This window comes from Bradyrhizobium sp. Ec3.3, assembly GCF_000472925.1.
Classification (GTDB): domain Bacteria; phylum Pseudomonadota; class Alphaproteobacteria; order Rhizobiales; family Xanthobacteraceae; genus Bradyrhizobium.
This window is the reverse complement of sequence record NZ_AXAS01000031.1, coordinates 83,193-103,522: the sequence shown is the minus strand read 5'-3', so window position 1 is coordinate 103,522 and position 20,330 is coordinate 83,193. Positions and strand designations below refer to the sequence as shown.

At 65.8% G+C, this 20,330-nt stretch carries 19 protein-coding genes; 11 read left to right on the top strand and 8 right to left on the bottom strand.

The genetic code is table 11. The features are described from left to right. Window positions 1–10 precede the first annotated feature (10 nt). From pyrF to dnaK, 5 genes are all read right to left on the bottom strand, one after another. Window positions 11–721 (bottom strand): orotidine-5'-phosphate decarboxylase, encoded by a 711-nt coding sequence (gene pyrF, locus YUU_RS0126765; protein ID WP_027525151.1) that lies wholly within the window; start codon window positions 719–721, stop codon window positions 11–13. 6 nt (window positions 722–727) lie between these two features. Further along, window positions 728–1,306 (bottom strand): NADPH-dependent FMN reductase, encoded by a 579-nt coding sequence (locus YUU_RS0126760; protein ID WP_027525150.1) that lies wholly within the window; start codon window positions 1,304–1,306, stop codon window positions 728–730. A 57-nt stretch (window positions 1,307–1,363) separates the two neighbouring features. Continuing rightward, on the bottom strand, window positions 1,364–1,963 hold the full coding sequence (locus tag YUU_RS0126755; protein ID WP_027525149.1) for a class I SAM-dependent methyltransferase: 600 nt from the start codon (window positions 1,961–1,963) through the stop codon (window positions 1,364–1,366). 88 nt (window positions 1,964–2,051) lie between these two features. Continuing rightward, window positions 2,052–3,185: a molecular chaperone DnaJ gene (gene dnaJ, locus YUU_RS0126750; RefSeq protein WP_027525148.1), complete on the bottom strand. Its 1,134-nt coding sequence runs from the start codon at window positions 3,183–3,185 to the stop codon at window positions 2,052–2,054. A gap of 238 nt (window positions 3,186–3,423) precedes the next feature. Continuing rightward, a complete protein-coding gene (gene dnaK / locus YUU_RS0126745) occupies window positions 3,424–5,325 on the bottom strand; it encodes a molecular chaperone DnaK (RefSeq protein ID WP_027525147.1) in 1,902 nt (633 codons plus the stop codon). Between the two features lie 422 nt (window positions 5,326–5,747). Here dnaK and YUU_RS0126740 point away from each other — a divergent pair, with 422 nt between their 5' ends. Both YUU_RS0126740 and pncA read left to right on the top strand, forming a co-directional pair. Next, the gene (locus YUU_RS0126740; protein ID WP_027525146.1) at window positions 5,748–6,686 is read left to right on the top strand and encodes a hypothetical protein; all 939 of its coding nucleotides are present in this window, start codon (window positions 5,748–5,750) and stop codon (window positions 6,684–6,686) included. Window positions 6,687–6,855: 169 nt separating this feature from the next. Continuing rightward, on the top strand, window positions 6,856–7,578 hold the full coding sequence (pncA, locus tag YUU_RS0126735) for a bifunctional nicotinamidase/pyrazinamidase (protein WP_027525145.1): 723 nt from the start codon (window positions 6,856–6,858) through the stop codon (window positions 7,576–7,578). 162 nt (window positions 7,579–7,740) lie between these two features. Here the strand turns inward: pncA and grpE are convergent, their stop codons facing one another. Further along, window positions 7,741–8,355: a nucleotide exchange factor GrpE gene (gene grpE / locus YUU_RS0126730; protein ID WP_027525144.1), complete on the bottom strand. Its 615-nt coding sequence runs from the start codon at window positions 8,353–8,355 to the stop codon at window positions 7,741–7,743. 99 nt (window positions 8,356–8,454) lie between these two features. Continuing rightward, a complete protein-coding gene (hrcA, locus tag YUU_RS0126725) occupies window positions 8,455–9,543 on the bottom strand; it encodes a heat-inducible transcriptional repressor HrcA (protein ID WP_027525143.1) in 1,089 nt (362 codons plus the stop codon). A 184-nt stretch (window positions 9,544–9,727) separates the two neighbouring features. On the opposite strand from hrcA, the gene rph reads away from it, so the two are divergent. From rph to hemW, 3 genes are read left to right on the top strand one after another with little or no spacing between them, the layout of a single operon-like run. Beyond that, window positions 9,728–10,441, top strand: a complete 714-nt coding sequence (rph, locus tag YUU_RS0126720; protein ID WP_027525142.1) for a ribonuclease PH — start codon at window positions 9,728–9,730, stop codon at window positions 10,439–10,441. A 10-nt stretch (window positions 10,442–10,451) separates the two neighbouring features. After that, window positions 10,452–11,087, top strand: a complete 636-nt coding sequence (rdgB, locus tag YUU_RS0126715; protein WP_027525141.1) for an RdgB/HAM1 family non-canonical purine NTP pyrophosphatase — start codon at window positions 10,452–10,454, stop codon at window positions 11,085–11,087. Beyond that, window positions 11,074–12,231 carry a radical SAM family heme chaperone HemW gene (hemW, locus tag YUU_RS0126710; RefSeq protein WP_027525140.1) on the top strand — a complete coding sequence of 386 codons (1,158 nt, stop codon included), beginning with the start codon at window positions 11,074–11,076 and terminating at the stop codon, window positions 12,229–12,231. The genes rdgB and hemW overlap by 14 nt, the downstream gene beginning before the upstream one ends. Window positions 12,232–12,382: 151 nt before the next feature. Here the strand turns inward: hemW and YUU_RS0126705 are convergent, their stop codons facing one another. Next, window positions 12,383–13,612, bottom strand: a complete 1,230-nt coding sequence (locus tag YUU_RS0126705) for a penicillin-binding protein activator (protein ID WP_027525139.1) — start codon at window positions 13,610–13,612, stop codon at window positions 12,383–12,385. A gap of 240 nt (window positions 13,613–13,852) precedes the next feature. Here YUU_RS0126705 and rsmI point away from each other — a divergent pair, with 240 nt between their 5' ends. The 6 genes from rsmI to YUU_RS0126675 all read left to right on the top strand — a co-directional run bounded on the left by rsmI (window position 13,853) and on the right by YUU_RS0126675 (window position 20,222). Next, entirely contained in the window at window positions 13,853–14,818 is a 966-nt protein-coding gene (gene rsmI, locus YUU_RS0126700) for a 16S rRNA (cytidine(1402)-2'-O)-methyltransferase (RefSeq protein WP_027525138.1), read from the top strand. Then, complete coding sequence (locus YUU_RS0126695) at window positions 14,805–15,212, top strand: YraN family protein (protein ID WP_027525137.1); 408 nt, start codon at window positions 14,805–14,807, stop codon at window positions 15,210–15,212. The genes rsmI and YUU_RS0126695 overlap by 14 nt, the downstream gene beginning before the upstream one ends. Window positions 15,213–15,222: 10 nt before the next feature. Further along, a complete protein-coding gene (gene gshB / locus YUU_RS0126690; RefSeq protein WP_027525136.1) occupies window positions 15,223–16,167 on the top strand; it encodes a glutathione synthase in 945 nt (314 codons plus the stop codon). 553 nt (window positions 16,168–16,720) lie between these two features. Beyond that, window positions 16,721–18,160, top strand: coding sequence for a type II and III secretion system protein family protein (locus YUU_RS0126685; RefSeq protein WP_371260506.1), 1,440 nt, complete (start codon window positions 16,721–16,723; stop codon window positions 18,158–18,160). Window positions 18,161–18,195: 35 nt separating this feature from the next. Beyond that, entirely contained in the window at window positions 18,196–18,930 is a 735-nt protein-coding gene (locus tag YUU_RS0126680; RefSeq protein ID WP_027525134.1) for a CpaD family pilus assembly protein, read from the top strand. A gap of 2 nt (window positions 18,931–18,932) precedes the next feature. Then, window positions 18,933–20,222 carry an AAA family ATPase gene (locus YUU_RS0126675; protein WP_027525133.1) on the top strand — a complete coding sequence of 430 codons (1,290 nt, stop codon included), beginning with the start codon at window positions 18,933–18,935 and terminating at the stop codon, window positions 20,220–20,222. Window positions 20,223–20,330: the final 108 nt, after the last annotated feature.

Genomic DNA, 20,330 nt, shown 5'->3' with positions numbered 1-20,330 from the left:
CTTGTGATGTTCAGGTGAGCGCTTGCGCGATCTCGGCCTGGATGGCCTCGGCAGTCGCCCGGGGATCTGCAGCTTCGACGATGGGACGTCCGACCACGAGATAGTCGGCCCCAGCGGCAATCGCGCGTCCCGGCGTCATGATGCGCTTCTGGTCGCCGGTCGCCGAGCCTGCCGGGCGGATGCCGGGCGTGACGAGGTTCATCTGGTGGCCGACGATCTTGCGCAAGCTACCCGCTTCCTCGGGCGCGCAGACGAGCCCGTCGACGCCAAGCACCTGCGCCTGCTGCGCGCGCGCCTCGACCAGCTCGGAGACGCCGAGCCGGTAGCCGGCCGCATGCAGATCATCGTCATTGTAGGAGGTCAGCACGGTCACGCCGAGAATCTTCAAGGCCGACGCGCCGCGCCCTTCGACCGCCGCCTTCATGGTCTGCGGATAGGCATGCACGGTGAGGAAGGTCGCGCCGAGTTTGCTGATGCTCTGGACACCCTGCATCACCGTGTTGCCGATGTCGTGCAGCTTGAGATCGAGAAACACTTTCTTGCCGCGATCCGCGAGCTTGCCGACCAGCGGCAGGCCGCCCGCATAAGTGAGCCGATAGCCGATCTTGTAGAAGGTGACGCTGTCGCCGAGCCGATCGATCATCGCCTCCGCCAGTTCCGGGCTCGGCAGGTCGAGCGCGACGATCAGGCGGTCGCGGGGGGCAATTTCGGCTTGCGTCATGTCACCTCACATCATGCGTTGGGAAATGTCGATCAGTTGCCGCACCAGCTCCTTCAACCCGGCGATATCGCTCTCGTTCTTCAGCCTGTCCATATCGTCATAGGCCTGGTCGGCAAAGGCGAGCGCGAGCTGGCTGGCAATCACATTGGCGTGGCAGGAGCTCAGGATCAGCCGCAGCGCGGCGAGTGCTCGGCTGCCACCGAGCCTGCTCTGAGATGCGCCGGCGATCGCAAACGCACGGTTGCGAAACACTTCGCCGCGCTTCTCGTGTGGGTCCTGGACGCGGCTGATCCAGTCGATCGCATTCTTGAGCAGCGGCGGCACGGAAGCGTTGTATTCGGGCGTGACGATCAAGATGCCCTGATGCGCACCGATCATGCGCTTGAGGTTCACGGCGTGCTTGGGCACGCCGGATTTCACGTACAGATCTTCGTCGTAGATCGGCAGCGGGAAGTCGGCGAGCGAGACGCGGGTGACGTCGACGCCGGCCTGGGCGAATTCATAGGCGGCGACCGCCGCCAGCTTCGCATTGTGCGAGCCGGTGCGCAGCGAGCCGGGTATGATCAGGATCTTGGGTGCGGCCATCCAGAAAAACGCGTTCGGCGAAAAGGATCCGCCGCGCGAAGACGAAAGCCGGCGGAATTAGTCTTTGCGATACACCCAGACGCGGGCCGGCGGAAGGTTCATCCAGATCCGTTCCGAGGCCTCTGTGGACACGCCGGGCAGCGATTTCGGGATCGGCGGCACCACCGAATAGGTGAATTGCACGAAGGGTGCGCCGGGCGCGAGCGCGGCAAAGGAATCGCGAATGAGCCGCAGGCGCGTGAACATCGGCTTGGTGACCAGCGGCAGGCCGGAGACGACGGCCGAGGCGGGTCCACCCAGCACGTTCCAGAGCGTGTCGCGCAGGCGGTAGGCATCGCCCTGCACCACCTTGGCTTGCGGATAGCGGTCGCGCAGCAGCGCGCAGAAGCCGGGATTGTATTCGACGAGGACGAGGCGCTTCTGGTCGATGCCGCGCTCGACCAGCGCGCTGGTGATGGCGCCGGTGCCGGGCCCAAGCTCGACCACCGGTGCGTCCGAATCGACATCGACATATTGCGCCATGGTGCGGGCGAGCAGGCGGCCCGACGGCATCACCGCACCCATGTGCAGCGGCTTTTCAATCCACGACCGGAGAAAGCGTACCTCGTCGTCGAGACGGGGCTTCTTCAACGCGCGCACGGACGATTGCATGGGCATGTCAGGACCGGACGGGACCGCGTCGCCGCGGCGTGTCAGAAAATGGTCATAAAGACGTATAGGCCGCGGACGGTACGGTCAAGCCGAGTCAATTCGCCCGATTACCGAAGAAATCCTTGACCTTGGCGAAGAAGCCCGCGGATTCCGGCTGTGTCGCGCCGGAGGAGAGCTTTTCGAACTCGGCCAGCAATTCCTGCTGCTTCTTGGTGAGGTTTTGCGGCGTCTCGACGGCGACCTGGACGTACATGTCGCCCATCTGGCGCGAGCGCAGCACCGGCATGCCTTTTGATGCAATGCGGAATCGGCGGCCGGACTGGGTTCCGGCCGGAATCTTCACCTTGGACTTGCCCTTGTCGATGGTCGGCACCTCGAATTCGCCGCCAAGGGCCGCCGTGACCATCGAGATCGGCACGCGGCAATGCAGGTCGGCGCCGTCGCGCTGGAAGAACTGGTGCTGGGACAGCGACAGGAAAATGTAGAGGTCGCCGGCCGGACCGCCGCGTACCCCGGCCTCGCCTTCGCCGGCGAGCCTGATCCGCGTGCCGTCCTCGACACCCTGGGGAATATTGACCGACAGCGTCCGCTCGCGCGTGACGCGACCTTGCCCGGCGCAGGACGGGCAGGCGTCCTCGATCATCTGGCCGCGGCCCTGGCAGCCCGGGCAGGTGCGCTCCAGCGTGAAGAAGCCCTGCGACTGCCGCACGCGGCCCGCGCCGGCGCAGGTCGAGCAGGTCTTCGGCTTGGTGCCGGTCTTGGCGCCGGTACCCGAGCAGGATTCGCAGGTGACGGAGACCGGGATCTCGATCTGCGCGGTCTTGCCGCCAAAGGCTTCCTCGAGCGTGATCTCCATGTTGTAGCGCAGGTCCGCCCCACGCTCGCGGCCGCCGCGGCCGCGCTGTCCGGCCATGCCGAACAAATCTTCGAAAATGTCCGAGAAGGACGAGGCGAAGCCCGCGCCGAAACCGGCACCGCCGCCTCCGAAGCCGCCGCCCTGCTCGAAGGCCGCGTGGCCGTAACGGTCGTAGGCCGCGCGCTTGTCCTTGTCCTTCAGGACCTCATAGGCCTCGTTGATTTCCTTGAAGCGCACTTCGCTGCTGTCGTCCCCGGGATTGCGGTCGGGGTGGAATTTCATCGCCAGTTTGCGGAAGGACGATTTCAGGATGGAATCGTCGGCGTCGCGTTCGACTTCGAGGGTTTCGTAATAGCAGCGCTTGGTGGACATGTTGAACCCGGTCTAGTCGCAGTTCACGTCGGGGTGAAACAACGTCGCCACGCGACGATACGAGCGCCCTCGCGCCTTGCGGCAGAGGACTGCAAAGCAGCGTTCAGAAGAGCGGCTGGGAGTTGATCGATCGTAACGAGGAGGCGCCCCGTTCGGCCCGGCGCGAAAGCCTCCCCCTGTCGGGGGAAGGCCGTCGCATTATGGGTCCAAGCCATCCGCATCATGACCCTCGCGGGCTTTAAGCGGACTTCTTGTTGTTCTTGTCGTCGTCGACTTCGGTGAACTCCGCGTCGACGACGTCGTCCTTGGCAGCATCCTTCTTGGCGTCGGCCTCGGCCTGCTGCTTGTACATGGCTTCGCCGAGCTTCATCGAAGCCTGGGCCAGCGTGTTGGTCTTGGCCTTGATCGCCTCGGCATCGTTGCCCTTCAGCGCTTCCTTGAGGTCGCTGACGGCATCCTCGATGGCGCGGCGCTCGGTCTCGGCGACCTTCGAGCCGTGCTCGGCCAGCGCCTTCTCGGTGGAGTGCACCAGCGCGTCGGCATGGTTCTTGGCGTCGACCGCCTCGCGGCGCTGCTTGTCGGCCGCGGCATTGGCCTCGGCGTCCTTGACCATCTTGTCGATGTCGGCTTCCGACAGGCCACCGGAGGCCTGGATGCGGATCTGCTGCTCCTTGCCGGTCGCCTTGTCCTTGGCCGAGACGTTGACGATGCCGTTGGCGTCGATGTCGAAGGTCACCTCGATCTGCGGCATGCCGCGCGGGGCCGGCGGAATGCCCATCAGGTCGAACTGGCCGAGCATCTTGTTGTCGGCCGCCATCTCACGCTCGCCCTGGAAGACGCGGATGGTGACCGCGTTCTGGTTGTCCTCGGCGGTCGAGAACACCTGGCTCTTCTTGGTCGGGATCGTGGTGTTGCGATCGATGATGCGGGTGAACACGCCGCCCAGCGTCTCGATGCCCAGCGACAGCGGGGTGACGTCGAGCAGCAGCACGTCCTTGACGTCGCCCTGGAGCACGCCGGCCTGGATCGCAGCGCCGATCGCGACGACTTCGTCGGGGTTGACGCCCTTGTGCGGCTCCTTGCCGAACAGCTGCTTCACGACTTCCTGGACCTTCGGCATGCGCGACATGCCGCCGACCAGAACCACTTCGCCGATCTCACCGGCGGTCACGCCGGCATCCTTCAGCGCCTTGCGGCAGGGCTCGACGGTCTTCTGGATGAGGTCATCGACCAGCGCCTCGAACTTGGCGCGGGTGAGCTTCATAGTCAGATGCTTCGGCCCGGTCTGGTCCGCCGTGATGAACGGCAGGTTGATCTCGGTCTGCGTCGTTGAGGACAGCTCGATCTTGGCCTTTTCAGCGGCTTCCTTCAGGCGCTGCAAAGCGAGCTTGTCGTTGCGCAGGTTGATGCCCTGCTCCTTCTGGAACTCGTCGGCGAGATAGCCAACGAGGCGCATGTCGAAATCCTCGCCGCCGAGGAAGGTGTCGCCGTTGGTCGACTTCACCTCGAACACGCCGTCGCCGATCTCGAGAATCGAAATATCGAACGTGCCGCCGCCGAGATCGTACACGGCGATCGTGCCGGCCTTGGTCTTGTCGAGGCCATAGGCAAGCGCAGCCGCGGTCGGCTCGTTGATGATGCGCAACACTTCGAGGCCCGCGATCTTGCCGGCGTCTTTGGTTGCCTGGCGCTGCGCGTCGTTGAAGTAGGCGGGAACGGTGATGACGGCCTGCTCGACCTTCTGGCCGAGATGGGCTTCCGCGGTCTCCTTCATCTTCTGCAAGATGAACGCCGAGACCTGCGAGGGCGAGTAGGTCTGGCCGTCGGCCTCGACCCAGGCGTCGCCGTTGGAAGCCTTCACGATCTTGTACGGAACGAGCTTCTTGTCCTTCTCGACCATCGGGTCGTCGTAGCGGCGGCCGATGAGGCGCTTCACTGCGAAGAAGGTGCGCTCGGGATTGGTGACGGCCTGGCGCTTGGCAGGCTGGCCGACGAGGCGCTCACCGTCGTCCGTGACGGCGACGATCGAAGGCGTCGTGCGCATGCCCTCGGAATTCTCGATGACTTTGGCGTTCTTGCCATCCATTACGGCGACGCACGAGTTCGTGGTGCCGAGGTCGATCCCAATGACCTTTCCCATGGTCCTGATATCCTTCTTTATTGCGGCAGGTTGGTTGGGCCCAGAAGGCACCCGATCCAAAACCCCCTAAGATCAAACATCCGCGATATTGCGATGGTTGAGGCTCATATAGGAGGGGGGGAGGGGCCCGCAAGGACCGAACGCAAGTTTCAGCCGCGAAAACATTGGGTTTTGGAAGATCATACCGGCCTCAAAGACCCCTCGCGGTGAGGGTTTATTAACGGGTTCAATCCTCAGGGCCAGCCTCAGCGCCCGGCCATGTCCGATCGTGCCCCACCCTGTTACGGCGCAGCCAAACCCGTTAATAGTCCGGGCGACAAAACCGGGCGGCCGGACAGCACCGCCAGGGCCGCGCCCCGCGCGACAAAGGGGCCCGATGCCCCACCATCGAACGGCCTCAATGTGGACCAAGTAGACTAGCCATGAAATTGATACGCCCCCTCGCCGCGCTTGCCCTTCTCATTGTTTCCGCCGTTCCGGCCCTCGCGGCCGATGCCGTTTTCGCGCCGGGTGCGCGCGTCGGCATGGTGCCTTTGATCGGCCTCTCCCCGGCCAAGACCTTTCCGGGCTTCGAGAGCGACGACGGAGGCGTGAAGGTGCTGGTCACCGAGTTGCCGCCCGACGCCTATGGCGAGGTCGCCAACGCCTTCAAGGCCAATCCCGGCGGCGCCGGCGGCATCAAGCCGGACAAGCTCGATACGCCGGCGGGCCTTGCCTATTACACCGTCGAGACCGGCAAGGCCGGCACGGCAACTGTGAAGCGCTATTCGATGATCGTGCCAGGCACCGGCTTCTCCGGCTATGTCGCCGTGCAGATCCCCGAGAACGCCACCAAGATCTACTCGGACGACGCGGTTCGGCAGATGTTCGCCACCGCGGTGACGCGCAAGGAGGTGCCGGTCGACGAGCAGCTCGCGCAGATGCCGTTCAGGATCACCGATCTCGCCGACTTCAAGAACGTCCGCACGCTGTCGCCGGGCGCCAGCATCGTGTTGGCCGACGGCGACGAGACCACGGGCTTCGAGCCCAAGCCGTACATGATCATCGGCCTGATCGGCGCAACGCCGCAGCAGCCGGACGACCGCGCCCGTTTCGCGCAGGAAGCGGCGATGCAGATCCCCGGCATGCGCGAGTCCAGGATCACCATGTCCGAGCAGATCCGCGTCAACGGCCAGCCGGCAATGGAAACCCGCCTCGACGGCGTCAGCGGCAAGGACAAGACAGCGGTCACGGTGGTGCAGTGGATCCGCTTCGGCGGCGGCACGTCACTGCGCATCATCGCCAGCGCCCCGCGCGACCAGTGGTCGGAGGCCTTCACCCGCTTCCGCGCGGTACGCGACGGCATCCAGCCCAAAGGCTAAGTGAATTCACGCGCGAGATGGCGCTCCCTCCCCCGCGGGAGAGGCGAACCGAGTACGAGGCCGAGGCCCAAGCGCTAGCCAAACCCGGCCGCATTTTCGGGCTTTTGTTTGTACACAAATGGAACTAGCCTCTGCTTCCGTTGGGTTCATCCTGGAGGGAGGACGTACGATGCTGGATCGGCGCAGAGTACTCGCGGGCGTTTCGACTGTTGCTCTCGCGAGCCTCGTTTCAAGCAAGCTCTGGGCAGCGACGGCGATCAAGCCCGACGATGCCTCCGCGCTGCTCGTGATCGACGTGCAAAACTGCTTCCTTCCCGGCGGCAGCCTTGCCGTGAAGGAAGGCGAGCAGGTGGTGCCGGTGATCAACAAGATCGCAAAATCGTTCGCCAACATCGTGATGACGCAGGACTGGCACACGCCGGGGCACGTGTCGTTCGCCTCCGTTCATTCCGGCAAGAAGCCGTTCGAGACCATTGACCTGCCCTACGGCAAGCAGGTGCTGTGGCCCGACCATTGCGTGCAGGGCACTGACGGCGCCGCGCTCTCGAAGGACCTGTCGATCCCGCAGGCCGAGCTCATCATCCGCAAGGGCTTTCACAAGGACGTCGACAGCTACTCGGCTTTCCTCGAGGCCGACGGCAAGACATCGACGGGGCTTGCCGCCTACCTGAAGTCGCGCAAGATCAAGCGCGTCTTCGTCGCGGGCCTCGCGACCGATTTTTGCGTCGCCTGGACCGCGCTCGACGCGCGCAAGGCCGGCTTCGAAGTCTATGTGGTGGAGGACGCCTGCCGTGGCATCGACACCCAGGGCTCGCTGGCCAAGGCCTGGGCCGACATGGCCAAGGCGGGCGTGAAGCGGATCCAGTCTGCGGATATCGCGGCGACGGCGTAAGCTATGCGCGATGCTAAACCCTCATCCTGAGGAGACCGCGAAGCGGTCGTCTCGAAGGATGAAGGCCGAGCTGCCGCAGCGGGGGCCTTCATGGTTCGAGAGGGCGCTAGCGCACCTCCTCACCATGAGGGTCGAGGTCTGTGGGAACGCGGGAAGCGCGGCTCACGCCGCGCCGTTCGACTCGTTGTTGTTAGCGGCGGCAGCGGCTTTCGCACCGCCCTTGGCGACGCCGACGAGGGCCGGGCGCAGCACGCGCTCGCCGATGGTGTAGCCGGCCTGGACCACCTGAACCACGGTGCCCGACGGCACCGACGGATCGGGCACCTCGAACATCGCCTGCTGGAAATTCGGATCGAACTTCTGGCCCGAGGGGTCGAACTTCTTCACGCCGTGCTTTTCCAGCGCGTTGAGCAGCGAGCGCTCGGTGAGCTCCACGCCCTCGATCAGCGCGGTCAGGCCGGGATCGGCATTGGCACGCGCCTCGGCCGGCACCGCATCGAGCGCACGCTGGAGGTTGTCGGCGATATCGAGCACGTCGCGCGCAAAGCCGGTGATGCCGTAGAGCCTGGCGTCGGCGACCTCCTTGGTGGTGCGCTTGCGCAGGTTTTCCATCTCGGCCAGCGTCCGCAGCATGCGGTCGCGCGCCTCAGCCGCTTCCTTCTGCAGGATCTCGACCGAACCGGGCTCCGGGTCGTCGGGCATGATGTAGGGCTTCGACACAACGGGCTCGCCGGTCGGCGCGGTCGTGTCTTCAGGTTGCCGGTCTGGATCGGTCATCGGCTGCCTTCTCGAACTCGTCTCAAGGGATTTTTCTCGCCGGGATATCGTGCTTCGCAGCGCGAAAATCAAGCGCCCGTGATCAGGCGAAAACGGGCGTCAGCCACCCAGAAGGCGGCTGACGATGCGGGCGGCATAGTCCACGGTCGGGATCACGCGGGCATAATTCAGCCGCGTCGGCCCGATCACACCCAGAACGCCCACGATATGACCGGCGGCATCCCGATACGGCGAGATGATCGTCGAGGAGCCCGACAGCGAAAACAGCTTGTTCTCCGAGCCGATGAAGATGCGCACGCCCTCGGCGGTCTCGGCGCGCCCGAGCAGGTCGATCACGCCGCGCTTGGTCTCGAGATCGTCGAACAGCAGCCGCACCCGCTCGAGATCCTCCAGCGCATGCAGGTCTTCGAGCAGATTGGCGTGGCCGCGCACGATGAGCTGGCGGTCCTCGTTCTCGCCGCCGGACCAGCTCGCGATGCCCGCCGCGATCACCTTCTGGGTGAGCTGGTCAAGCTCGGCGCGGGCCTGCCCGAGGGCGGTTTCCAGCTCGAGCCGCGCCTCGGCGAGGGTACGGCCGCGGATACGGGCATTGAGGAAGTTGGAAGCCTCCGTCAGCGCCGAGGAGGGAACCCCGGGCGGCAGCGTCAGCACGCGGTTTTCGACCTGGCCATCCTCGCCGACCAGGATCACCAGCGCCCGCTCGGGTTCCAGACGGACGAACTCGATATGCTTCAGCCGCGCATTGGACTTCGGCGTCAAGACCACGGCCGCGGCGCGGGTGAGGCCCGACAGCCGCGTCAACGCCTCCTCCAGCGCCGCCTCGACCGATTGGGCATGGCCGACAGTGGTGAGCTGGCTCTGGATCGATTGCCGCTCGGCCTCGTTGAGCTCGCCGACCTGCATCAGGGCATCGACGAAGAAGCGCAGGCCGAGTTCCGTCGGCAGCCGGCCGGCGGAGGTATGCGGGGCATAGATCAGGCCGAGCTGTTCCAGGTCGGCCATGACGTTGCGCACCGAGGCCGGCGACAGCGGCAGCGCGATCAGGCGCGAAATATTGCGGGAGCCGACCGGCTCGCCCGTCGCCAGATAACTCTCGACGATTTGACGAAAGATGTCGCGGGAACGCTCGTTGAGCTGGGCGAGGCCCGCGCGCGGCGCGATCAGATGAATCGGATCGTGATGGGCCACAGACGGTAACTCCTCTCAGATGCACATAATTTGTCCATCCGGAAGGCCCCTGACAAGCGCGTCTTTGGCCAGGGTGGGGACGGCGTTTCGCCGCCCCCGGGGGGAAAAGGCCTTGCCGGGCCCCCTTCCCCCTCCTACAAGCACCGCGAACAGCCTTTTCCCTGCGAGTTTTGGAGGATTTCCCATGCGGCCAAGCCGCCGTGCGCCCGACGAATTGCGCCCCGTGACGCTGGAGCGCGGCGTGGTCAAATATGCGGAAGGCTCCTGCCTGGTGAAATTCGGCGACACCCATGTGCTGGTCACCGCCACGCTGGAAGACCGCCTGCCGCCGTGGCTGAAGGGCCAGGGCCGTGGCTGGGTCACCGCCGAATACGGCATGCTGCCGCGTGCGACCTCGGAACGTACCCGCCGCGAGGCTTCCGCCGGCAAGCAGAGCGGCCGTACCGTCGAGATCCAGCGCCTGATCGGCCGCTCGCTTCGCACCATCGTCGATCTCGAAGCGCTCGGCGAACGCCAGATCACGGTCGATTGCGATGTGCTCCAGGCCGACGGCGGCACGCGCACGGCCTCGATCACCGGTGCCTGGGTCGCGCTGGCCGACTGTGTCAACTGGATGAAGACGCGCAACATGGTCAAGGCCAACGTGCTGCGCGACAACGTCGCCGCGATCTCCTGCGGCATCTATAACGGCACCCCAGTGCTCGACCTCGATTATGCCGAGGACTCCGAAGCCGAGACCGACGCCAATTTCGTCATGACGGGCGATGGCCGCATCATCGAGGTGCAGGGAACGGCAGAACGCGAGCCGTTCACGGAAGGCGAGTTCCTGTCGTTGATGGCGCTGGCCCGCAAGGGTGTCGCGCGTCTCGTGGACTTGCAGAAAATGGCGGTGGCGTAGTCAATAGGCCATGCACCGGCGAATCACAGGCAAGCTGATCATCGCGACCCATAATCCCGGCAAGCTGGCCGAGATGCGGGAGCTGCTCGCGCCGCACGGCGTCGAGGCGGTCTCGGCCGGCGAGCTTGGCCTCGACGAGCCCGAAGAGACCGGCAACGACTTTCGCAGCAATGCCGCGATCAAGGCGATCGCCGCTGCCAAGGCAATGAAGCTTCCGGCCTTCGCCGATGATTCCGGCATCGTGGTGGACGCACTCGACGGCGCGCCGGGAATCTACAGCGCGCGCTGGGCGGGCCCCAAAAAGGATTTTGCCGCGGCGATGGCGCAGATCGAGCGCCTGTTAAGGGAGCGCGGCGCCACCACGCCGGACAAGCGCAGGGCGCATTTCGTTTCCGCACTCTGCGTCGCCTGGCCCGATGATCATCTCGACGAGGTCGAGGCGCGCGTCGACGGCACGCTGGTCTGGCCGCCGCGCGGCACCGCCGGCTTCGGCTACGACCCGATGTTTTTGCCCGACGGCCACGCGCGCACCTTTGGCGAGATGGAAAGCATCGAGAAGCACGGCCTGCCGCCATTGGGCCTTGGCCTCTCGCACCGCGCCCGCGCCTTCGTGAAACTTGCGGAGATCTGCCTTGAGCCGCGCTGACAGGGGCGCCTTCGGCGTCTACGTGCACTGGCCGTTCTGCCTGTCGAAATGTCCGTATTGCGACTTCAACAGCCATGTCCGCCACGCCGCGATCGACGAGGAACGCTTTGCCCGCGCCTTCGCCCGCGAGATCGAGACCACCGCCGAGCGCGCGCCCGGCCGTGACGTCACCTCGATCTTCCTCGGCGGCGGCACGCCGTCCCTGATGCAGCCGGCGACCGTCGGCGCCGTGTTAGACGCGATCGGCAAGCACTGGCGCGTCGCTGGCGATGTCGAAGTCACGCTGGAAGCCAACCCGACCAGCGTCGAGGCCACGCGCTTTGCCGGCTATCGCACAGCCGGCGTCAACCGCGTCTCGCTCGGCGTGCAGGCGCTCGATGATGTCTCGCTGAAGATGCTCGGACGCCTCCACAGCGCGCGCGAGGCTCTCGATGCGGTTGCCATCGCACGCCGCTCGTTCGACCGCTACTCGTTCGACCTGATCTACGCCCGCCCGGACCAGACGCCGGCAATGTGGGAGGGTGAGCTTCGCCACGCCATCGATGAAGCCGCCGAGCATTTGTCGCTCTATCAGCTTACCATCGAGGAAGGCACGCCGTTCTTCGGCCTGCACCAGGCCGGCAAGCTGAAGACGCCGGACGAGGCGGTCGCGCGCGCGCTCTATGACGTGACGCAAGAGACCTGCGACAAGCTCGGCCTGCCCGCCTACGAGATTTCCAATCACGCACGTCGCGGCGCCGAGTGCCGGCACAATCTGGTCTACTGGCGGGGCGAGGAATATGCCGGCATCGGTCCCGGCGCGCACGGCCGGCTCGACATCGACGGCATCAGGCACGCGACTGCCACCGAGAAGCGTCCCGAAGCCTGGCTGATGCGGGTCGAGACCAACGGCGACGGCGTCGTCACCGACGAGCTCCTCAACAGCGAGGAGCGCGCCGACGAATTCCTGCTGATGGGGCTGCGGCTCGCCGAAGGCATCGACCCCAAGCGCTACGCCGCGCTCGCCGGCCGGCCGCTCGATCCCCGCCGCATCGCGCTCTTGCGCGAGGAAGGCGCGATCACCGTCGACACGACGGGGCGCCTGCGCGTGACCAGCAGCGGTTTTCCGGTGCTCGATGCGGTAGTGGCGGATCTGGCGGCTTAACGTATCAACCGCATCGGCGTTGCGCTCCCTCCCCCGCTTGCGGGGGAAGGTTGGGGAGAGAGGGTGTCGCCGCGGTGGGAATCCCCAAGAGGAGAGAGCCCTCACCCGGCGCTGCGCGCTGACCTCTCCCGCAAGCGGGAGAGGTGATCCATCACGCCCCAAAGCTCTTTGGCGAGCCTGCGACCGCGACGCCGCCGCCGGTTGTGACCTTCATCACCGCGAGCCCGCGCTCGTTCGTCCCATCCGCACGGAAGCGGAACAGGCCGTCGATGCCGGCGAAGCCGGACGCGTTGGTGAGAACGTCCTGTGAGAAGCGCGTGGTGCCTTGCGTGCGCGCGAGCGCTGCGACGAGCGCCACCGCATCATAGGCGAGCGTCGCCGTGCGCACCGGCTCGGCGCCATATTTCGTGCGGTAGCGGCCGGAGAAGGCGCGAAAGCCCGCCGGGTCCGGCGCGGCGTAGAGACCGCCTTGCAGTGCCTGGCTGGCATAGACGCGCGGATTGTCCCACAGGCCGGTGCCGAGCAACTGGATGTTACGCAGGTTGGCGCCCGCCGCGGTCAGCGCATCGGCCACCGCGACGACGGAATCGCCGTCATCGGCGATGAACAGCGCGTCCGCGCTGCCGAGCGCCTGCGCGACGTTGCGCGCCGGCGTGGCGCGATCGCCGCCGAATTTCTCGAACGCAACCACGCGTCCACCCCGCCGCGGCACGGCGGCCTTGAAGGCTGCCTCCACCACATTGCCATAGGCATTCTCCGGCAGCAGCGCCGCGAAGGAGCGCTTTCCGATGCTGGCGGAATATTCGACGATGCGGTTGACGTCCGACTCGGGCAGGAAGCTCAACAGGAAGACGCCGCGGCCGGCGATGCTGGCATCGGTCGAGAACGCCATCACCGAGATGCCGCGCGTGCGCGCGACCTGCGCGACGGCGGGCACGGATTGGGCGAACAGCGGCCCCAGAATGATCTCCGCACCTTCATCGACCGCCTGCTGCGCGCCGCCTTGCGCGCCCTGCGGCGTGCCGTTGTCGTCCTTGATCAGGAGCTGGACGTTCGGGTTCTGGAATTCGGCGAGCGCCATCTCCGCGGCGTTGCGCATCGACTGCGCAGCAAGCCCGGCATTGCCGGCGGCCGACAGCGGCAGGATCAGGCCGACCTTCACCCCGCCGGTGCCGGCGGTGGTGGCCTGCTGCTGCGGCCCGGCCGGTGCCGGCTGCGAGGAGGAGCTGAAGGGATTGGAGAACTGGCTGAGACTCTGCTGCACGCCGGTGCAGGCCGAGAGCAGCGGCGCGCCCAATAGCAGCCCAAGCGCGCTGCGCCGGGTCGCTCCCGACGAAGCGGGCCCGGAGGTGGGAGACTTGGGGTAACGCGGGCCCGGCATGGCAGCTCTTCGTAACGACCAGCCCATCCAAGGCCCGGTCAGGACTTCACCTCCGCAAGGGAGGACGCGGATTGCAGCATATTGTCGACAAATAGTTAACCAAAACAAAAGGATAATGACCGCTTAACGCGGCCGCCCCTCCATCATGGCAAGCTGTCCGCCGATTTTGCCGGGCTGCACCAACGCGGGCTTCTCGCCGCGAATATGGCGCAAGCGCGTCTCTCCCTTTAAGTATCCATTATGCGCGCAAAAGCCGCCCCGATAAATACGCCTGAAGGTGCGGCGGAACCCGCTGCGCGCGGTTTTGCCATTGGCACCCACCACTTTTCAGCCAGCAAGGCGGCGCCGGGCCTCTACCTCGTCGCCACCCCCATCGGCAATCTCGGCGACATCACCTTGCGGGCACTCGAGACGCTCGCCGGCGTCGACATCATTGCCTGCGAGGACACCCGGATCACGCGGCGGTTGACCGAGCGCTACGGCATCTCGGCGCAGCTCAAACCCTATCACGAGCACAATGCGGAGGCGGCGCGGCCAAAGATCCTGGAGGCGCTGTCCCAGGGCGGCTCGATCGCACTGGTCTCCGATGCCGGCACGCCGTTGATCTCCGATCCCGGCTTCAAGCTGGTGCGCGAGGTATCGAGAGCGGGCCACGCGGTCTACGCGCTCCCCGGCCCGTCCTCGGTGCTGGCGGCGCTGTCGGTCGCCGCGCTGCCGACCGACCGCTTCTTCTTCGAAGGCTTCTTGCCCGCCAAATCAACCGCACGCCGCAAGCGCCTCACCGAGCTCGCCCGTATCGATGCGACCCTGGTGCTGTTCGATTCCGGCAATCGCGTGCAGGAGACGCTGGCCGATCTCGCCGAGGTCATGGGCAATCGCGAAGCCGCGATCTGCCGCGAGCTCACGAAGCTGCACGAGGAGATTTCGCGCAGCTCGCTCGGCGAGCTCGCCGGCCGGGCCGACGCGCTGGAGACCCGCGGCGAGTTCGTGCTGGTGATCGGCCCGCCGGCAGCCGATGCGCAGGAGATGACGCCGGATGCGCTCGACGATCTCCTGCGCGAACAGCTCGCGACCAGCAGCGTCAAGGACGCGGTCGCGCATGCGGTCGAGCTCTCCGGCCGGCCGCGTCGCGAGGTCTATGCCCGCGCGCTCGAACTCGCCAAGAATCTGCGCAAGGATTTACGGGGCAACGATGGCGAAGACTGACGGCGCCCGGCCCGCCGAGCCAAAAGTCCCCGCGCCCGAACGCGTCGCCGCGTTCCAGACCGGCATTTCCGCGGAAAGCCGCGCCGCGGCCTTCCTGATCGCCAAGGGCTATCGCATTCTGGCGCGACGCTTCCGCACGCCGCACGGCGAGATCGACATCGTGGCGCGCCGGCGCAATCTGATCGCCTTCGTCGAGGTCAAGGCCCGCGCCAGCCTCGATGAGGCCGCCTTCGCCGTGACGCCGCGCCAGCAGCAGCGCATCATCGACGCCGCTCAGGGGTGGCTCGCCGCGCATCCCGAGCATGCCGAATTTGAATTGCGATTCGACGCCATGCTGATTGCGCCGCGGTCACTTCCACGCCATGTGTTGGCGGCATTCGACGCCTCGACCTGAAAGGCAGCCCATGAAACTGAACGTCGCCGTCCAGATGGACCCCATCGCCCGCATCAACATCCGCGGCGATTCCACTTTCGCGCTGCTTCTGGAGGCGCAGAAGCGCGGCCACGGGCTGTCCTACTATACACCCGACAAGCTGTCGCAGGTCGGCAACGAGCTGGTCGCGCCTGTCCAGCTCCTGACCGTACGCGACGAGCCCGGTGATCACTTCACCCTCGGCGAGCCCAGGCGCGAGGCGCTGAACGGCTTTGACGTGGTGCTGCTGCGCCAGGATCCACCGTTCGATCTCGCCTACATCACTTCGACCCATTTCCTGGAGTGCATCCATCCGAAGACGCTGGTCGTCAACGATCCCGCGAGCGTACGCAACGCGCCGGAAAAGCTGTTCGTGATGAACTTTCCGCAGCTGATGCCGCCGACCCTGATCTCGCGCGATCTCGACGAGATCAACGCCTTCCGCGAGCAGCACGGCGCCGTCGTCATGAAGCCCCTGCACGGCCATGGCGGCGCCGCGGTGTTCCGCGTGATGCCGCAGGACATGAATTTCGGCTCGCTCTACGACATGTTCTCGGTGACCTTCAAGGAGCCCTGGGTGATCCAGCAGTTCATTCCCGAGGTCAAGCACGGCGACAAGCGCATCATCCTGGTCAATGGCGAGTTCGCCGGTGCCGTCAATCGCGTCCCGGCGCCCGACGACCTCCGCTCCAACATGGTGCGCGGCGGCGCGGCGCAGGCAACCGACCTCACCCCGCGCGAACGCGAGATCTGCGAAACGGTCGGGCCGGCACTGCGCGAACGCGGCCTGCTGTTCGTCGGCCTCGACGTGATCAATGACAGGCTCACCGAGATCAACGTGACCTCGCCCACGGGTATCCGCGCGATCTCCCGGCTCGGCGGGCCGGACGTGGCGGCGAAGATCTGGGACGTGATCGAGAAGAAGCGGAGCAAGTAACCTCAAGGTCCGCGGACGCGCCGCATCGGCGGCTCGACGTCCTCTCCACGTCATTGCGAGCGCAGCGAAGCAATCCAGGGTCCCTCCGAGGAAGGATTCTGGATTGCTTCGCTGCGCTCGCAATGACGGCGCTGAAGCACGCTCGCGCCTCACTCTCCTCCGTCGTCCCCGCGAAGGCCAGGACGACATTGCGGATGAAGCGCTCGCTCCGTCGCTACAGGCATTCGCGTCGCGAACTAACTACCCATTCACCATGTCGTGTCACGCACTGACATAAAACCCCTTTGCCCGTGCGTGAATCTACGGAGTTCTCGCATTCCGAATAACGCGGCGTTCACCATGCAGCCAAAACTCGCTGCGTGACCGGCGATCAGATTCGGCCTCGCAACACCACTTATACTTTTACTGCCTACTCATCGACGACGAGGGAACCCGCCACGTGCGGTTCGAGTGCCCGCGTAAGTGATGGGGATACCCGGGGATGATGAGTGGGGAGTATCGGAACGCGGTGCGCATTCGGGGGAATGGCGCGCGTTCTTTCGGGATGGGGATCATGCTGATGCTGGGCCTCGCCGCAGCACCGGCGATCGCGGCGGACGCACCGGTCGGCAACCAGACCCCGGTGCAGGCGCCTGATCTCGGCGTGTCACCGGTCGCAACGATCGCTCCGGCCAGGACCCGCTTCCTCGCGCTCGGCGTCGGCAAGTCGGTGGTGATCGACCTGCCGCGCGAGGTGAAGGACGTGCTGGTCGCAGATCCCAAGATCGCCAACGCCGTGATCCGCTCAGCACAGCGCGCCTATATCATCGGCGGCGCGGTCGGGCAGACCAACGTCGTGTTCTTTTCGGCCGACGGCCAGCAGGTCGCCGCCTACGACATCGCGGTGAAGCGCGACCTCAACGGCGTGCGCGCCGCGCTCCGGCAGTCGATGCCGGGCGTCCAGATCGAAGGCGTCGGTGACGGCGTCATGCTGACCGGCTCGGTGTCGAGCCCGGTCGAAGCGCAGCAGGCCGGCGACGTCGCCTCGAAACTTGTCGGCGGCGCCGACAAGGTCGTCAACAACATCGTCGTGCGCGGTCGCGACCAGGTGATGCTGAAGGTCGTGGTCGCCGAGATGCGCCGCGACATCATCAAGCAGATGGGCGTCGACCTCAGCGCCAGCCTGAATGCCGGCACGGCGGTCGTGAGCTTCAACAATTCCAACCCGTTCTCCGTAAGTGGCGGGCCGCTGGTCAGTAACAACGGGCTTGGGCTGGGCGCTCTCTCCAAGGGCTCGGTCACGGTCGCCGCAACCATCCGCGCCATGGAAAGCGCCGGTGTCGTGAAGACGCTGGCCGAGCCGAATCTGACCGCGATCTCGGGCGAATCGGCAACCTTCATCGCAGGCGGCGAATTTCCGATTCCGGGAGGCTATGCCTGCGATCCCGTCACGCACGTCTGCACCACGCAGATCTCCTACAAGAAGTTCGGCATCTCCCTGAACTTCACACCGGTGGTGCTGAGCGAGGGCCGCATCAGCCTGCGTGTGATGACCGAGGTCTCGGAGCTGTCGAATACCAACTCAATCACCGTCTCGCAGAACATCTCCTCGAACTCCACGAGCTCCGTCACGATCCCCTCGATCCAGACCCGCCGCGCCGAGACCACGCTCGAGATTCCGTCGGGCGGCTCGATGGCGATGGCCGGCCTGATCCAGCAACAGACCAAGCAGGCGATCAACGGCCTGCCCGGCTTCGACCAGATCCCGGTGCTTGGCCAGCTGTTCCGCAGCCAGGATTACGTGAACAACGAAACCGAGCTGATGGTGATCGTGACGCCCTATGTCGTGCGCGCGGTCGCGCAGAAGGAACTGTCCCGGCCCAATGACGGATTTGCGCCGCCATCGGATTCGCAATCCGCGCTGCTCGGCCGCATGAACCGTCTCTACGGCATCGCACGCCACATCGATCCCGTCACCGGCTACCAGGGCGATTTCGGCTTCATCATCGACTGAGACGAACGAAGCTTCAACACGAGGGGGATGAAGCGATGACGAGACTACCGGTCGATTGCCGCAACAAGCTACGCCTCGCGGTCGCGCTGATGGGGCTCTCCGTCATGCTCGGTGCATGCAACACCACCGAGGAGGTCGTCACCCAGACGGTGCCGACCGACTATCGCCAGCGCCATCCGATCGCGGTGCAGGAAGGCAAGCGCTCGATCGTGATCTTCGTCGGCCAGGCCCGCGGCGGCCTGTCAGAAGCGCAGCGCGCCGACGTCATGGGCATCGCGCGGGACTGGGCGCATGAAGGCACCGGCGCCGTCGTGGTCGACGTGCCCGTCGACACCAAGAACGCCCGCGCTGCGGCTGCGACCTACCACGAAATCCGCTCGGTGCTGGCGGCCGGCGGCGTGCCCGCGCGCGGCATCGTGCAGCGCCCCTATCGCCCCGAGGATGCCGCCCTGCTGCCGACCATCCGGCTGAGCTATTCGAAGATCGCCGCGGTCGCAGGTCCCTGCGGGCTGTGGCCGGAGGATACCGGGCCGTCGATCTTCGACCCCGGCTACAACGAGAACAGGCCGTACTTCAACCTCGGCTGCGCGACGCAGCGCAACCTCGCGGCGATGATCGACAACCCCGCCGATCTCGAGCAGCCGCGCGCCGAAACGCCTGCCTATGCAGAGCGGCGCGCGATCGCGTTCGAAAAGTACCGCAAGGGCATGCCGACCTCGACGACCTATCCCGACGCCGACAAGGCCAAACTCAGCGACACGGGCAAATGACAATGAGCGCCCACTACGAAGACGACGCCGACGATCCGCAGCACCCCGACGAACACATTGCGCCGGTCCCGCGGGTCTCGGTGCAGGCGTTTTGCGAGACCGAGCAGACCTATGACGCGATCACCGCGGCCGGCCAGGACCGCCGGCTTGCGAAGGCGCATCTGACCGTCAAGGAAGGTGGGCTTGCTGCGGCGGTCGAGGCCTACAGCACGATGCCGACGCCGAACGTGATCGTGATCGAATCCGACGGCACGCGCGACATCCTCGAAGGGCTCGACGACCTCGCCGGCGTCTGCGATCCCGGCACCCGCGTGGTCGTGATCGGCAATCCCAGCGACGAGGCGCCCTATCGCGAGCTGGTGCGCCGCGGCGTCAACGACTACGTGATCGGGCCGGTCGAGACCATCGACGTGGTGCGCTCGATCTGCAGCCTGTTCTCGGCCTCGGAAGCCATCATCACCGGCCGCGTCATCGCGGTGGTCGGCGCCAAGGGCGGCGTCGGTGCATCCACGATCGCGCACAACGTCGCCTGGACCATCGCGCGCGATCTGGCGCTCGATTCGGTCGTGATCGATCTCGATCTCGCCTTCGGGACCGCGAGCCTCGACTACAACCAGGATCCGGTGCAGGGCATCGCCAACGCGGTGCTGACGCAGGAGCGCCCCGACACCGCGCTGATGGAGCGCCTGCTCGCCAAATGCACCGAGCGTCTCAGCCTGCTGGCAGCACCCGCCACGCTCGACCGCGTCTATGATTTCGGCGCCGAAGCCTTCGATGCGGTCTTCGACACGCTGCGCATGACCACGCCCTGCATCGTGCTCGACGTGCCCCATCAATGGTCGGGCTGGACGCGCCGCGCGCTGATCAACGCCGACGACATCGTGATCGTGGCCGAGCCTGATCTCGCCAACTTACGCAACACCAAGAACATGCTGAGCGTGCTGAAGGCCGCGCGGCCCAACGATCGGCCGCCGCTCTACTGCCTCAACCAGGTCGGCATGCACAAGCGCGCGGAGATCGAGGTCAAGGCCTTCGCCAAGACCATGGAAAGCCAGCCGGTCGCGGTCATTCCCTTCGATTCGAAGCTGTTCTCGACGGCCGCCAATAACGGCCAGATGATCGCGGAGGTCTCCAAGAGCCACCGCACCGCCGAGACGTTCCAGAACCTCGCCAACCGGCTTGCCGGGCGCGGCGAGGTCAAGAAACCGAGGCAGTCGCTGCTGGCGCCGCTGCTGAAGAAGCTGAAGGGCAAGCCGAAGCGCGAATCCGCGCCGCACCGCAAGGCGTCGTAAGCTCTGACAAGATCAGATCCGTCCGGCGCCTCGATACTCACCTCTCCCTACGGGAGAGGTGATCCGAGTTCGCCGGCTGACACGGTGCACTCATCATGCCCTAGCCTG

What these genes read in the sequence shown, in the direction of transcription:
- pyrF (WP_027525151.1), bottom strand. Translation starts at nt 721, where the DNA reads ATGACGCAAGCCGAAATTGCCCCCCGCGACCGCCTGATCGTCGCGCTC.
- YUU_RS0126760 (WP_027525150.1), bottom strand. Translation starts at nt 1,306, where the DNA reads ATGGCCGCACCCAAGATCCTGATCATACCCGGCTCGCTGCGCACCGGC.
- YUU_RS0126755 (WP_027525149.1), bottom strand. Translation starts at nt 1,963, where the DNA reads ATGCCCATGCAATCGTCCGTGCGCGCGTTGAAGAAGCCCCGTCTCGAC.
- dnaJ (WP_027525148.1), bottom strand. Translation starts at nt 3,185, where the DNA reads ATGTCCACCAAGCGCTGCTATTACGAAACCCTCGAAGTCGAACGCGAC.
- dnaK (WP_027525147.1), bottom strand. Translation starts at nt 5,325, where the DNA reads ATGGGAAAGGTCATTGGGATCGACCTCGGCACCACGAACTCGTGCGTC.
- YUU_RS0126740 (WP_027525146.1), top strand. Translation starts at nt 5,748, where the DNA reads ATGAAATTGATACGCCCCCTCGCCGCGCTTGCCCTTCTCATTGTTTCC.
- pncA (WP_027525145.1), top strand. Translation starts at nt 6,856, where the DNA reads ATGCTGGATCGGCGCAGAGTACTCGCGGGCGTTTCGACTGTTGCTCTC.
- grpE (WP_027525144.1), bottom strand. Translation starts at nt 8,355, where the DNA reads ATGACCGATCCAGACCGGCAACCTGAAGACACGACCGCGCCGACCGGC.
- rph (WP_027525142.1), top strand. Translation starts at nt 9,728, where the DNA reads ATGCGGCCAAGCCGCCGTGCGCCCGACGAATTGCGCCCCGTGACGCTG.
- rdgB (WP_027525141.1), top strand. Translation starts at nt 10,452, where the DNA reads ATGCACCGGCGAATCACAGGCAAGCTGATCATCGCGACCCATAATCCC.
- YUU_RS0126705 (WP_027525139.1), bottom strand. Translation starts at nt 13,612, where the DNA reads ATGCCGGGCCCGCGTTACCCCAAGTCTCCCACCTCCGGGCCCGCTTCG.
- rsmI (WP_027525138.1), top strand. Translation starts at nt 13,853, where the DNA reads ATGCGCGCAAAAGCCGCCCCGATAAATACGCCTGAAGGTGCGGCGGAA.
- YUU_RS0126695 (WP_027525137.1), top strand. Translation starts at nt 14,805, where the DNA reads ATGGCGAAGACTGACGGCGCCCGGCCCGCCGAGCCAAAAGTCCCCGCG.
- gshB (WP_027525136.1), top strand. Translation starts at nt 15,223, where the DNA reads ATGAAACTGAACGTCGCCGTCCAGATGGACCCCATCGCCCGCATCAAC.
- YUU_RS0126685 (WP_371260506.1), top strand. Translation starts at nt 16,721, where the DNA reads ATGCTGATGCTGGGCCTCGCCGCAGCACCGGCGATCGCGGCGGACGCA.
- YUU_RS0126680 (WP_027525134.1), top strand. Translation starts at nt 18,196, where the DNA reads ATGACGAGACTACCGGTCGATTGCCGCAACAAGCTACGCCTCGCGGTC.
- YUU_RS0126675 (WP_027525133.1), top strand. Translation starts at nt 18,933, where the DNA reads ATGAGCGCCCACTACGAAGACGACGCCGACGATCCGCAGCACCCCGAC.